Origin of the sequence: Acinetobacter sp. YH16053 (assembly GCF_013417035.1) — a bacterium.
GTDB classification, from domain to species: domain Bacteria; phylum Pseudomonadota; class Gammaproteobacteria; order Pseudomonadales; family Moraxellaceae; genus Acinetobacter; species Acinetobacter towneri.
On record NZ_VPEP01000002.1, the window covers coordinates 25,854 to 39,585 of the forward strand.

Below are 13,732 nucleotides of genomic sequence, written 5' to 3' on the forward strand. Positions count from 1 at the left end.
AATGTTTAAAAAAACAGCTTGGACTAAAAAATCAGTACATCCAGTTCAGGCTAAAGCCCGTAGTGTAATCATCCGTTTTAAAGCCATCCGGTTTTTTCAGCGGCGCGCCAGCAAAAACGTCATAGCTGACTGATTTCAGTACTTGACCGCGCAAGCCCACGACAGCGCCCATCAGACTGGTACCCACTAAAGGATTCGGTTCATAAGCGGTTTGCCCGCCCACTTCGCCATAATCAATACTCGCATACCATTGCATTGGCAGCTTAGGAATAGAGCCGCTCAATTCATTGCGCACCAAAAAGCCGTTATCGGCCATCAGCGTTTGTTCACCGTCAAAACCGCGCACGGTATAGCGGTTGCCAATCGAGAAACGGTCTTGCGTGGTCAACGGTTTTTGGCTGTGCTGCATGCGCCATTCCGCTAAATACTGCAGGTTTTGATTGCCCGCTTTGAACGGCACTTGCAGGCTGGCATTGGCTTGCCAAATGCCGACATGCGTATAGGCTTCACCAAATTCTTCTTCTGGCGCCGCCATGGCTGAAAATGCACCCGTACCGCGCTTATAGGTCACTGCGCCATTCAATGTTGCATTGGAGAGATATTCGGTATGCGCCAAGCTGGCCTGCCAACCCGCTGTTTGACGGCGCTGTACCTCCACTTCGACATCTTCAATAAAGTTTTTAGATTCACGCGCCCAGCCGCCAAAGGAAGCGGTCGTTTTACGGTGTGCATCACGGTAAATCACACGCGATAAGTCTGCGCTGATCAGCCTGCTTTCGCCGCTGTATTCGTAGCTTTGATTGGCACCTGCCACAGTCTGATGATAATCCGACTGGCTTAAGCTGGTACTGAGCAGCCAATAATTCAGCGGTATGCTGTAGCTGAGGTAATAACCGTCTGTACCGCGCTTGCCCGAATCCCCGCCGCCTAAATCATGGTTATAGCTGGCAAAAAATAGGTCATGTGCCGTTAAAAGATGGTCTAAAGATAGTGTTGCTGTGCCCTGATATTTACCTGTCGATTCTGAACCTGCATCATCAATACCTAAGTGAATGCGGTAAGGTTTGGACTGCTGCCATGCCAGCTCCAAGTCGCTATAGCCTGGTTCACTGCGCTGTGCAGCAGGCTGAATTTTAAAATCAGCTTCAACAGTTGGCACACGTTTAAAGTTTTCTAAGCCCTGTTCAATATCACGTACATTTAAAATATCGCCAGATTTGAGCGGCAGTGCATTGAATTTATGCGCACGTTTTGAGGTACCTTCGGCAAATTGAATTTGATCAACTTTACCTGCAATGACCTGCAGCTGAATTTCACCTGAAGCAATATTTTGCTGCGGCAGCAGTACGCGTGTGGTGACATAGCCGCGGCTGATGATTTTGTTTTGAATCAAATCCAGCGCTTGATTCAAGCCTGTCACGCCAATGCAGCGGCCAATTAAATTATATTCACCCTGAATGACTGGACGCATGGCAAAGGTAAATTCACGGGCATCTTCCCCGATTAATACGAATTTTTTAATTTCAAAACAGATATCTTCGCTATGAGATTTTAAGTATTGCAATTGAGGTTGCGTTTGCAGCTGTTTTTCAAGCCCAGTCTGTACTTCACGAATCGGTTGTAGTTGTTTTTCTAAAGCATCATCTCGTTGTTGTTGTCTATGTTGGTGATCTGCATTTATATCTTTTAATTCTGCAGCATGTGTGATGCCACCTAAGATTGCTATAAAACAAGTTAGAGTAAATTTGTATCGCTTTGAATTTTGCATAATAATTTAACGTGACATATGTCACGTTAAATTATTTCAAATCTATGAAATTTTGTAAATAGCATAAAATATAAATGATATTCTATACTTAGATTATCTTTTATGATTGATTGCATTTTAAAAATAGTCAGTAAACCCCCAAATAAATATGATTTCGATACTGAATTAAATTTTTATTCGATGATGCCTGTAATTCAATGGCTTAATGGTGTGCTCTACGGTATAAGTCACTCTTCGCATGTTGATGTATTTATCTATACTGACACCATCACAAGCATGAGCACCAAATACACAAAAAAAAATAAAGCATGGAAAGATGATCTTTGTAATGGATCATATTGATCAAAAGTTTGCTGAACAGTTGGCTTAGCAGGCGTTAAAATTAAACCGATACTAAAGGTAAAGTGATTTTATCAAAATTAAGCTTAGCGACTTATATTGTCGCAGATCAAAGAACAACCTATTTATTATTCTACATCTATCCACCATAGTTTATTTCCAAAAAATTATTTGTAAGGAATGAACTTTGATGAACCCTCCAAACACTACAAAACCAAATCTTCAACTTGATGATTTTTCCAAGTATTTATCGCTATTGTTTAAACTCGGTACCTTTCTAGGCGCACTTTGCTTCGTCCTCTATTGTCACAACCTGAATTACTTTCCAACAGGAGTGAGCATTAGTGATAGCCTACTTTTCATCATTTTTGCTGGAAGCTTTTGTTTAATTTATGGTTTCATGATCGTATGCTTATTATCACTTGGCGTATGCATTACTTACTTTTTAAAACCATTGTTTGAATTTATCCACAAATACTATAAACAGTATAAATTAAACAAAGGAGTACTAGAAGTTCCTGATCCTATTGAATTTGTTAAACCTGAAATGATTCATGCCCTTTTAGCTCTGTTAGGTGTTCTGTTCATTTACATCATGTACAAATATGATTCTGATCCGACTGTTCTCTTAAGCTTACTCGCAACCACATTTTTTCTTTCGGTCATTTGGGCGGGTTATCATGATCATCGTCTGAAGCCTATCAATTTTACTCAAGAAAATAATGAGCTGTCCCTTGCTCAACAACATGAAAATATAAAAAAAACAAAATTGACTTTATTAGCAACTATGATCATTATCCCCCTTCTCGTTGGAGGTGTATCCGGTCGAGTTTTAGAGGCAGGAATGCGGTTTTCTAATCTAAATATTGGAGTATCGTCTGTACTGGTTAAGCCACCTTATGACAAAGCCATACCTGAGACATATAAAGATCTGAACCCTATATATGCTGAAAATGGATTCATCGCATTTAAAAATATTGATGTTAAATTATCTGGTATTGGTCAAAAAACTGTTGTTCAATTTATGCCTTTAACAGGAACAAAACCACAAACATTGCCTATTCCAAATGATAGGATTATTGTCCTTCCATCCGCCGTTAAATAATTTATAGGCTATCAATGGAGACATTTTGTCTCCATTGAAATGTTTAATTTAAAGCTTGAACTGACTGCTGCAAACCCTGCTGTATATCCTGCATAAAACCCTCACCTTGATTCGGCTTAGACCTTTCCTTAGTTCTTGCTGTGGTTACAGGCTGAGCCAGTCCTTCTCCTTCACTTACAGTTTCATCCGTATCACTATTAAACTCCTCCACCCAGTCCAACCTCTCCTCGTTGTCCATTTCAAACTGCGCATTAGCAAAGCCTTGTCTTGCAACTTGATCTAAAGCTTCCTGATTAAAACTACTCGATTTACTCTCTTGATCAATTTCTTTAGCAGTCTGTATAGCTTGCTTTAAATCAACGCCTTCACGTAAAGTTAAATCCACGTAATACACAGGTTGGCGATAGCTTTGGGTCGTGGATTTACCCCGAAGAGTGAGTTGTAGCGGTAAACATGAAAGTAAACCATTCGATGCTGCATGGTAGTAGCTTAGTCGTGCGGCCAAGGTCCTTATACTGTTAAAGCCAGTGGTTCTAAAGATGAATGTGCCAAGCTCATCTGATTCATCTAAATTGACATGTAGCCGTCCATAAGGCTTGCAATTACCGCCTTGGGCCATTGAACATAAATCAGGTGATGGGCATGGATGCTGTGCCACGCCTTGACTAGTTAAGCGCTGGCAGGTTTCACCATTACCCACACAAACGGGTCGTCCAGTTTGACGATCAAATAAACTGTACTCTGCACGCAGATTCAGCTCAGGATCGTTGAAGATCATCCGTACAGGAATTGAGCGGAGTTTTTGATTGGATGCTTTGGTACGAAGTTGTTCATCTAAAGGGTGCTTGACCCATCCATCTTTACCTTGAATTTGGCTGGTAATGGTAAACTGATCATCCCTTTCAGGCAGATGTTTGCCGTTCTTTTCCACAACTTTACCAATGCTGATTCGCCCTAGAATAGGCGGTGTGATGGCTAAACCTTTAATCATGATGATTTCCTCTATACTTTAAATGTGTTGTGTGGTTAAAAATGAAATGGACATAAAAAAATCCCATGCGCTGAGGCATGGGATGTTTAGGTGGGACTTGTATTTTTGCTTGTGAATTTTACTTAGGCTAAATTCATTTCAATCATCATTGCTGAAGATATTGAAGCGCCGTGAACCTGTTTTACTTTGTGGAAATTGCTTCAGATATTCAGGGTGCTGTTTCAATAAAGTCTTGCTGTCCAAACTGATTGAGTCTTTAGACTTTTTCCACGTCACCGAACCTGTTAAGAATGTTGCTCGTTCTACGTTTTGCATCTTGGCTTGCAGTTGGTGTTTGAGTAGATCGAATTGCTCCTGATGCTTTTCAATTTGGTTACGCTGTTAGCGGCAATGTAAAAATGACCCCCCAACAGCATTTAAAAACTGCCCCCTTGGTTAATTTAGCGGTCATCTTGGACTGCTCAACATATCAAAGATCACTCTTGCAAATATGCTAGCCTTCGCCGGATCAGACAGCAATTGCATCATCTGTTCCTGATGTGCGGCACTGCTACCAAGAATGGCATCATCCATCGCTTTCGGGAAATCACCCAGCATGGCTTGTTCACGGGTATTGTTGGCGATCTGCTTCATCACAATCTCATTTTCCGCCAGCTTGTCACGTACCGTATAGGCATAGTTCAGCATGTCTTTATCGGTTAGGTTATCAGTGATAAAGACATCATTCAGACGCTCAATGATCTGTGACAGGAACTCTTCTTTCTTATCGCGTGGCTTGGCTGCACCGAGGTCATTGCCGGGTTCTAGCTTAAAATCTTCGGCATCTTCTTTCAGCTTGATGTCTTGCTGACGGATCTTGGACAAGCGGTAATGGCTCATACTGACATTACTTAGATCTACCTCATCGTCTTTCGTTGCGGTTTCACGCAGCAATGGACGCAGGTTACGCGCATACAGACTAAGTTTTTCCAGTTCTTTGTCGTCGTAGTCCACGATCTGCGACATAAACTCGTAAAAACGAGTAAAACTGCCCAAGTCTTTTTTAAAGATTTCCAGCTTGTCTTTTTCAAGCTTGGCCTCTTTAAAGGCATTGTCGGCATTGGCAATCAGCACCACATCATGGGTTTTCTTGCAGCGTTCCAGCATGTCTCGGGTGGTGTTATAGGCTTCGATGGCCTGACTATAACGTTTCTGCCAGCGTTCAACCGCGGGTTTGCAGATATTACTGATCGCAGCATTGGATTTGTTCTTGGTAAAGAAGGCTTCGACAAACTGCTCGACTTCCGTCCACAGAAAAATCTTGGTAGCTTTCAGCTTTTCAAACAGGTCAAAGATCTGATCTGGATTGGAAACATCAGCTAATTCTGCGGTTTGATAGTAAGGCTGGAAGGCCCCAAGAATGTCTTCAGGATCGTTAAAGAAGTCCAAGACAAAGGTGCCAGATTCCGCTTTGCCCGGATAGGTACGGTTCAAGCGTGACAAAGTTTGTACGCACTCAACACCGCCAAGTTTCTTGTCTACGTACATGGCACACAGTTTTGGCTGGTCAAAGCCAGTCTGGAACTTGTTGGCCACCAGCATCACCTGATAGTCATCACTATCAAAGGCCTTACGCATTTCCCGCCCTTTCAGCCCCGGGTTCATGTTGCGTTCATTAAAGGTCTGCCCGACTAAACCACTGCTGTCGGTATCCTTGTCATTAAACTCAACCTCACCCGAGAATGCGACCATAGCCTGAATGGACTTATAGCCCTGATCCGTCACGTATTTGTCAAAGGCCAACTTGTAGCGCACCGCTTCTTTACGTGAACTGGTCACCACCATGGCTTTAGCCTGTCCACCCAATAAGCCCATCACGTTATTTTTAAAATGTTCGACAATGACTTTCACTTTCTGGGAAATGTTGTGGTCATGCAGGCGTACCCATTGATTCAGCCTGATCTTGGCTTTTTTGGCATCGACCTGTTTGTCGGCTTGTTCAATTTTTTGTTTGAGCTTATACACCACTTTATAGTTGGTATAGTTTTTCAGCACATCCAGAATAAAGCCTTCTTCAATGGCTTGGCGCATGGAGTAGACATGAAAAGCTTCCGGCTTGTTCTGCTTGGAGGGCGGTAGCTCAGGATTGGGTACACGGCCAAACAGTTGCAGGGTTTTGTCTTTCGGGGTGGCGGTAAAGGCATAGTAACTGAGGTTATTACTGCCCTTACGTGCAGCCACCACCGCATCCAGAATATCTTCCGAAGACAGTTCAGCATCCTCTTCGCGCTCTTCCAGCATCAACACTTCTTTGAGTTGTCGTGCTGTCGAGCCGCTTTGTGAAGAATGCGCTTCATCGGCAATCACCGCATAACGTCGCTGTTTCAGATTGGTACTGTTTTCAATCGCACGCAGCACAAAGGGGAAAGTCTGGATGGTCACAATGATAATCGGCTGTGAGGTTTCCAGTGCCTTGGCCAGTTTTTCCGATTTGGAGCCATCGCCTTCTTTGTTATTGATGCGTCCGACCACGCCATCGGCATGTTCAAACTGGTAGATGGTGTCCTGTAGCTGGGCATCCAGAATGGTACGGTCAGTGACTACAATCACCGAATCAAACAGTTTCTGATTGTGTTGATCGTACAGGGTCGACAACTGATGTGCTGTCCAGGCAATCGAGTTAGACTTACCTGAACCTGCACTGTGCTGAATCAGATATTTCTGTCCAGTGCCCTCCTCTAATGCGGCATTGATCAGTTTGGTGACCACATTCCACTGGTGGTAACGTGGGAAGATCAGCAGTTCTTTTTTGTACTTGCGGCCTTCCCAGTCTTCTTTTTCTTCAATTTGCAGATGGACAAAACGTCCAATGATATTCAGCAAATTGTCCGGTGTGAGGACTTCGTTCCACAGATAGGCCGTAGCGTACTGATTCTGGTCTTCTGGCACATCATTGCCTGCGCCACCGTCATGCGTGCCTTTATTGAATGGCAGGAAGAAGGTATCTTCTCCGGCCAATTGGGTCGCCATATAGACTTCGTATTGACTGACGGCAAAGTGTACCAATGCGCCACGCTTAAACATCAGCAAGGGTTCAGGCTTGTTGGTTTCTGGATCTTTCGGCAAGCGGGTGCGTTTGTACTGCAACATGGCATTCTGCACCGCCTGTTTAAACTCGGACTTGAGTTCCAGAGTAGCAACAGGAAAGCCGTTAATGAACAATACCAAGTCAATACGCCATTTCTTGGCCTGTTTGCCCATGTCCTGTAACTCGGCAGCCGTAGCATACGGGCTATAGACCAATTCCGGTACAATGCGGCAGATGTTCTTATTGTAGTTGGCTAAGGTATCGGGATTTAGCGCATGTTCAGGTTTAAACTGACAGAGGAAAAATCGTGCGCTGCGGGTTTTCACTCCGTGACGCAGCACACCTAAAGTGCCATAGCTACGTGACTGTTCATCGGTGGCATTGATGTCGGCTTTCTTCAGCTGGGCAACCACGGCTTCTAGAAAATGCCGTTCAGTATCCTGCGGAAAGATGCGCTGAAACTTCTGCCAGTCTTGTGCTTGGGTTTGTTGCACAAAATCTAGTACGTCCTGCTCATACAAGGCGGTTTCACGGTTGTAGCCTTGTGGCGTACCGAGTTGCCAGCCTTTGGCCAGCATCTGTTGAATGATGTCGTTCTGGAAAATGCTTTCGCGGGTGGCGTCTAGACTCATGCGCTTAACTCCGTCAGTGTCTCAGCAACCGTTGGCGATTGCCAGTGGCGCACGTCGATTTTTCCAGTCACTGCGGCTGAGATGAGAGCTGTTCGTCGTTCTTGCATTAATGCAATTTGTTGACTTACTTTAATTATTAATGAATCATACTTTTGAGTTTGTCTTTCAAGAAAATTAGCAATATCAATGGAACTTTGCTCATCAGGAACAGGTATAGGTAAGTCTCCAATAAATTCCCAATTTGCACGAGGCATTTTAGAACCATATGTAGAAGAATTTACTTGATCAATAAATTGATCTGTAAGTAAAAATAAGTTCAAAAAAATCGGTGAAAGCTTATTTTTTGACCTTAGTACTAGGAATTCTGAAGAACATATACCGGAAAAATCAGCCAACCAACATTTAGCAAGATATGGTCTAAGTTTACCAAACAGAATATCTCCTTTATTAAAAGTATTTGATATCCCCTCAGGTAAAATACCCTCGGTCTGTAAAAACACACCCGATTTACTAGATATATTTTCCATACCAACATACTGTTTATTTGATGATTCAACTTTTTCCCCAACTAAATCAACAATATATTTAAGTTTTTTAACACTCCAATGCTCCGGTACTTCCCCTAACCACTCCACACCCGAATCTTTCATCGGGACATTTGGATTTAAGCCTTTGGTCACGGCATGGCTAATCACCGCCTGACGTTTTTCTTTCAGCAGTTCGATCAGTTGTTGTTGTTTTTCAATCAAGTGATCGATTTTGGCAGTTTCATGGTCGAGGAAATGTACTATTTGTCTTGCCTCATTTTGACTACTAAGTAAAGGTAACCATAAAGAACCTAAACGTTCAGAATTCAGAATCTTAACCACATTGCCTGTAGCTAAGTGCTCTAGTTGATTCCGACTAGCAGTTAATAAATAGTAATAATATTTAGAAAAGCCCCTAACATCAGGAACAAGTGCTGTGATCTGTTGATTCGTAACTGCTCTCTTTCCTAAAAAATCCTAATTTTCCAATAGTTCCTATACAACAAATTAGCGTTGATTGAGCAGGAATAGTACGCTGTGTTTCCCATCCAAGCTTTGTTAAAAACTTCGTAGGTTCCACTTTTTCAGACTCTTCCAAAATATCTTCAGGTCTTATCCATCCATATTCTGTTATTTCATCAGAATAATAAGCTTCCACCGCAGTTGATGGAGTCATTCCAGTAATAAATTTCCCTAGCCGCTTTAATTGAGTAACTCCCCAATGACCAGGAATCGCCCCCAACCACTCAACTCCTGAGTCCTTATACTCCGCGTATTTCTGATACTTTGCCATTATGAATGCACCTCTTGTAGAAGTGCCATAATTTCACGGCTCACCGCATCTAAATCCGCATCAATCTCAGCTAAATCACGTGGCGGCTGGTACACGTAGAAATGACGGTTAAACGGAATTTCATAACCGACAATGCCAATCTCACCATCCTTTTCATCGCGCTTGTCAGCATTGATCCAGGCATCGGGCACGTGTGGCTGTACTTCACGTTTGAAGTAATCTTCAATCAGTTCCGTGGTACTGACTTTTGGATTCAGTGCAATGTTCTCCGCATCACGTAAATCCCCATCCTGCACAAACTCCACCACTTTGCCTTGATAGCTGAACTGGCCATATAGTGGGTTTTCCGCCTGTTTCACAATTTTATTAATCACCGGTTCAGCTTCAGGATTTTTCCAGGTGATGGCATCTAACAGCTGTTTCTTCTCTTTGGCATCCAGCTTGATGTCGGCCTGCTTCAGGGCTTTTTTCAGCATTTCATCAAACTGGTTAAAATCATCAAACTGCTCAGTGCCAATCACATTCTGTAAGGCTTGGGCTTTTTCCATCAAGGCTTTCTGGAATAGCCAGATTTTGCTGTCCAGTACCTCTTTAATGTCTTTTTCTTTTAGCTCAGGGAATTCCGCTTTAATCAGGGCACGCACCTCAAGGGCAACGTCCTGCAACTGACCGTAAGTTTCAGCTGTCCATTCTTTACCAAATGCTGTGCCTAATTGCGTATAGATGCTTTGCATCACGGCATTAAACGGTTTTGGCGCAAAACGTAATGCAGCAATCGCGCTATCCGTGATCTGTGCCGATAAACGTAATGGACGTTCAATGGTCACGCGACGGTAGCCAAATTCATGACTATCAAAAATCTTGCTGGCGAATGGTTTTTGCTGTTCGGTTTCGCCATCCTGCGCCAAGGTGTCTACCGCGACAAAGTCACCGTAATTTTGGGTAATGGTGGCAATTTCAGCTTCAGTCAGATAGTTACGTTTTGAACCCAGCGACTTACGCATTTTAGTACTGAGGTTTGAGGCATTGATCAGCTGTACCTTGCCTTTACGTTCAGCGGCTTTTTTATTGCTGAGTACCCAGATATAGGTGGCAATCCCGGTGTTGTAGAACATGTCGTTCGGTAAAGCAATAATGGCTTCCAGCAAATCGGCTTCTAAAATATAGCGACGGATCTCGCTTTCGCCACTGCCTGCACTACCGGTAAATAACGGTGAACCATTCAGGATAATCCCGATGCGGCTACCGCTCTCGCTACTACTGGCATCACGCATCTTGCTGATCAGGTGCATCAGGAATAATAGTGAACCATCCGATACCCGTGGCAAGCCCGCACCGAAACGGCCATCAAAGCCTTTTTGTTCATGCTCGTCCTTGATGTCCTGTTCGATCTTTTTCCAGTCCACGCCAAAGGGTGGATTCGACAGCATGTAGTCAAACTGATCCACAGCAAGCTGGTCATTCGACAGCGTGTTACCCAGTTTAATCCGGCTCACGTCCTGCCCTTTAATCAGCATGTCGGCTTTACAGATGGCATAGGATTCCGGATTGAGTTCCTGACCAAAGGCACGCATCACGGCATTCGGGTTCAGCTCATGCAGATATTCCATGCCTGAAGACAGGAAGCCGCCTGTTCCCGCAGTCGGGTCGTAAATGGTGCGGATAATGCCGTCTTTGGTCAGCACGTCATCATCTTCCATAAACACCAGTGCCGTGGTCAAACGTACGATGTCACGCGGGGTAAAGTGTTCCCCAGCCGTTTCATTAGAACTTTCGGCAAAACGACGGATCAGTTCTTCAAACACCAAGCCCATGTCATGGTTGGATACGTTCTTTGGACTCAGATCCGTGGTGGCAAACTTTTGCACGACTTTATACAAAAGGTTGGCATCATCGAGTAAGCCTGCAAATTCGATGAAGTTAAAGTATTCAAATATCTCACGGGCATCTTTAGAGAAACTTTGCACATAGGTACTTAAGTTGGCCTTGATATCACTCTGCCCCATTTTGCTGAGATCCATTGGGGAGGTGTTAAAGAAGGCTAGACCGTTGGTGGCACGCAGCAATAACTTTTCTTGAGCTTCTTCTGGCAGTTTCAGCTTGGAGACTTTTTCATGTTCCGCCAATACCGCAGCCTTGCTTTCTTCCAGTACACATTCCAGACGACGTAACAAGGTAAATGGCAGAATGATGCGACCATATTGCGATTGTTTGAAGTCACCACGCAGTAGGTCGGCAACCGACCAGATGAAAGAAGCGATTTGAGAAAAGTTATTGTTGGTCATAGTGGTGAATCAATTCCTGAATTCTTATCTGTGATCAGTATCTGGCGACACTTCGGTTGCTAGAGATAATACTGATAATTTTTTAACTGTTGGATAATATTATATTATTTAAAAGCAGATTGTTGATTATTCATTTATTGCATGACAGTTAGGCGACAAATTTTGTCGTCTGGTTTCAGATTTTTCTCATAGAAGGTTCATCCACCATAACGCTACAACCCTGCTTTTGAAAGCCGTGCCTATTTATAAGCCCATCTGCTAGACTAGGCTTACATTACCTTTGTTCAAGGAAATTCCGAAATGCTAAACACTCTCGAACAGAAAAAAAAATATATCCAAGCTACGCGCTTGCAGAATTATCAAGCCAGTTTAAAGCTGGAAGGCATTAACCCGTCCTCAACCGCACCGGCATTAAGTAAAGCTCAGATTCTACAGAAATATAAGAAATTCTCACAGACCTCGGAATCGTGATCAGGTTTCCTTATGGATAAATATGGTGAAATGGGTGACAGCATTTACTGTTACCCGGACTCGGACGTCCTCAAAAACAAACTGAACATTCAGGATGCTGAAATTCTGCAACAGGCAGAACTGGAGTTGACTGAGTATGCCAGCACACGCATTGAGTATGCGGAGCCACCTTACGATCTCAAATACCTGCAATCCATTCACTTTCAGCTCTTTTCAGACCTGTATGTCTGGGCAGGTGAACTAAGACAAGTGGATATTGCCAAAGGCGATACCCGCTTTTGTACCTTCCCGCGTATTGAAATTGAAGCCAATAAGCTCTTCAAGCAACTTGAGCAGCAGCACTATTTTCAAGGTTTAGCAAAACCAGCACTTATCCAAAAAATCGCTGATTTTTATTGTGAACTTAATGTCATTCACCCATTTCGTGAAGGCAATGGACGCACCCAGCGTATTTTCTTTGAGCATTTACTCGCCCACTGCGGCTATGGCGTACAATGGGATAAAATTGACAATAAAGAAGTTTGGATTCAGGCCAATATTGATGGATTCAACTGCTGGCTAGATGGACTGATCGCTATTTTTGAAGCCTGCATTATCACTCCTGAATAACAAAAAAATTAAGGGAGCCGAAGCTCCCTTCAATTAGTGACTAGCCAACTTGTTCAGAGTCCATTAATTGACTTACCAAGCTGACTAGATAATTCAACTGTGCTCAATTCACAGCTCTAACACTCTGCTGCAACCCCTGCTGAATCTCCTGCACATAGCTCAATTGCACTGAATGCTCCGTATCTACAGCACTGTCACTGTGTGGATAAAATTCCTCCAGCAATTCCATCCCCTCCTCTGCATGCACCTCAAATTTGGCATTGGCAAAACCCTGCCGCGCAATCTGATCTAATGCCGCCTGATCAAACCCCGCCTGCTTCCCCTGTTGGTCAATCTCCTTGGCTGTCTGAATCGCGGTTTGCAAATCCACACCTTCCCGTAACGTTAAATCCACGTAATACACAGGCTGACGATAGCTTTGGGTGGTGCTTTTCCCACGCAAGGTGAGCTGCAATGGTAAACACGACAATAAACCACCTGATGCTGCATGGTAGTAATTCAAACGTGCCGCCAAAGTGCGAATACTGTTAAAGCCTGTGGTTCTAAAAATAAAAGTCCCAAACTCATCGGCTTCACCTAAATTGACATGCAGGCGTGCATAAGGCTTACAGTGCCCGCCTTGTCCAAGTGGGCATAAGTCGGGTGATGGACAAGGATGCTGCTCTACGCCTTGTGATGTCATGCGTTGGCAGGTTTGACCATTCCCAACACAAATCGGACGACCTGTCTGTCTGTCAAACAAGCTGTACTCGGCACGTAAGTTCAATTCAGGATCGTTGAAGATCATACGTACAGGGATGCTACGTAACTTTTGATTCGGTGCTTGACTACGCAATTGCTCATCCAGTGGATGTTTCACCCAACCTTCTTTGCTTTGGATCTGGGAAGTAATGGTAAACTGATCATCTTTTTCAGGTAGGCGTTTGCCATTCTTTTCTACTACCCGACCAATACTGATACGTCCCAGAGCCGGTGGTGTAATCGCTAAACCTTTAATCATTTTATTTTCCTCAATTTGATTTTGTACAGATCATCCAGCTTTTTGCAGATCACCTGATTCAAGAAATATGTATATAGCTCGCTACAAAAGCCGCGACCGTTTGCCCTCTATTCCTAGCGAATGGAGGGCGAGGAACAGTTTTTGC

General features: G+C 43.6%; 10 protein-coding genes and 1 pseudogene. 3 read left to right on the forward strand and 8 right to left on the reverse strand.

The window, feature by feature from the left end; translation table 11 throughout:
* Nucleotides 1-31: 31 nt before the first annotated feature.
* Nucleotides 32-1,768, reverse strand: a complete 1,737-nt coding sequence (locus tag FTV43_RS01875) for a ShlB/FhaC/HecB family hemolysin secretion/activation protein (RefSeq protein ID WP_179994750.1) — start codon at nucleotides 1,766-1,768, stop codon at nucleotides 32-34.
* 529 nt (nucleotides 1,769-2,297) lie between these two features.
* Between FTV43_RS01875 and FTV43_RS01880 the strand changes: the two genes are divergently transcribed.
* Nucleotides 2,298-3,212: a hypothetical protein gene (locus FTV43_RS01880; RefSeq protein WP_179994751.1), complete on the forward strand. Its 915-nt coding sequence runs from the start codon at nucleotides 2,298-2,300 to the stop codon at nucleotides 3,210-3,212.
* 43 nt (nucleotides 3,213-3,255) lie between these two features.
* On the opposite strand, the gene FTV43_RS01885 is transcribed toward FTV43_RS01880, so the two are convergent.
* The 6 genes and pseudogenes from FTV43_RS01885 to FTV43_RS01910 all read right to left on the reverse strand — a co-directional run bounded on the left by FTV43_RS01885 (nucleotide 3,256) and on the right by FTV43_RS01910 (nucleotide 11,507).
* Nucleotides 3,256-4,203 (reverse strand): hydrolase or metal-binding protein, encoded by a 948-nt coding sequence (locus tag FTV43_RS01885; RefSeq protein ID WP_179994752.1) that lies wholly within the window; start codon nucleotides 4,201-4,203, stop codon nucleotides 3,256-3,258.
* Between the two features lie 138 nt (nucleotides 4,204-4,341).
* Nucleotides 4,342-4,581 (reverse strand): annotated as a pseudogene (locus FTV43_RS01890) (YqaJ-like viral recombinase); the annotation flags it as partial.
* A 69-nt stretch (nucleotides 4,582-4,650) separates the two neighbouring features.
* A complete protein-coding gene (locus tag FTV43_RS01895) occupies nucleotides 4,651-7,902 on the reverse strand; it encodes a type I restriction endonuclease subunit R (protein WP_179994753.1) in 3,252 nt (1,083 codons plus the stop codon).
* On the reverse strand, nucleotides 7,899-8,771 hold the full coding sequence (locus tag FTV43_RS01900; protein ID WP_179994754.1) for a restriction endonuclease subunit S: 873 nt from the start codon (nucleotides 8,769-8,771) through the stop codon (nucleotides 7,899-7,901). Before FTV43_RS01900 ends, FTV43_RS01895 begins: the two co-directional genes overlap by 4 nt.
* A gap of 79 nt (nucleotides 8,772-8,850) precedes the next feature.
* Entirely contained in the window at nucleotides 8,851-9,222 is a 372-nt protein-coding gene (locus tag FTV43_RS01905; RefSeq protein WP_179994738.1) for a hypothetical protein, read from the reverse strand.
* Nucleotides 9,222-11,507, reverse strand: a complete 2,286-nt coding sequence (locus tag FTV43_RS01910) for a class I SAM-dependent DNA methyltransferase (protein ID WP_179994755.1) — start codon at nucleotides 11,505-11,507, stop codon at nucleotides 9,222-9,224. Before FTV43_RS01910 ends, FTV43_RS01905 begins: the two co-directional genes overlap by 1 nt.
* A 300-nt stretch (nucleotides 11,508-11,807) precedes the next feature.
* Here FTV43_RS01910 and FTV43_RS01915 point away from each other — a divergent pair, with 300 nt between their 5' ends.
* Together FTV43_RS01915 and FTV43_RS01920 are read left to right on the forward strand one after the other, a co-directional pair.
* Entirely contained in the window at nucleotides 11,808-11,978 is a 171-nt protein-coding gene (locus FTV43_RS01915; RefSeq protein WP_000935322.1) for a YhfG family protein, read from the forward strand.
* 12 nt (nucleotides 11,979-11,990) lie between these two features.
* Nucleotides 11,991-12,587, forward strand: coding sequence for a putative adenosine monophosphate-protein transferase Fic (locus tag FTV43_RS01920; protein WP_179994756.1), 597 nt, complete (start codon nucleotides 11,991-11,993; stop codon nucleotides 12,585-12,587).
* Nucleotides 12,588-12,690: 103 nt separating this feature from the next.
* Here the strand turns inward: FTV43_RS01920 and FTV43_RS01925 are convergent, their stop codons facing one another.
* On the reverse strand, nucleotides 12,691-13,587 hold the full coding sequence (locus FTV43_RS01925) for a hydrolase or metal-binding protein (protein WP_179994757.1): 897 nt from the start codon (nucleotides 13,585-13,587) through the stop codon (nucleotides 12,691-12,693).
* Nucleotides 13,588-13,732 lie beyond the last annotated feature (145 nt).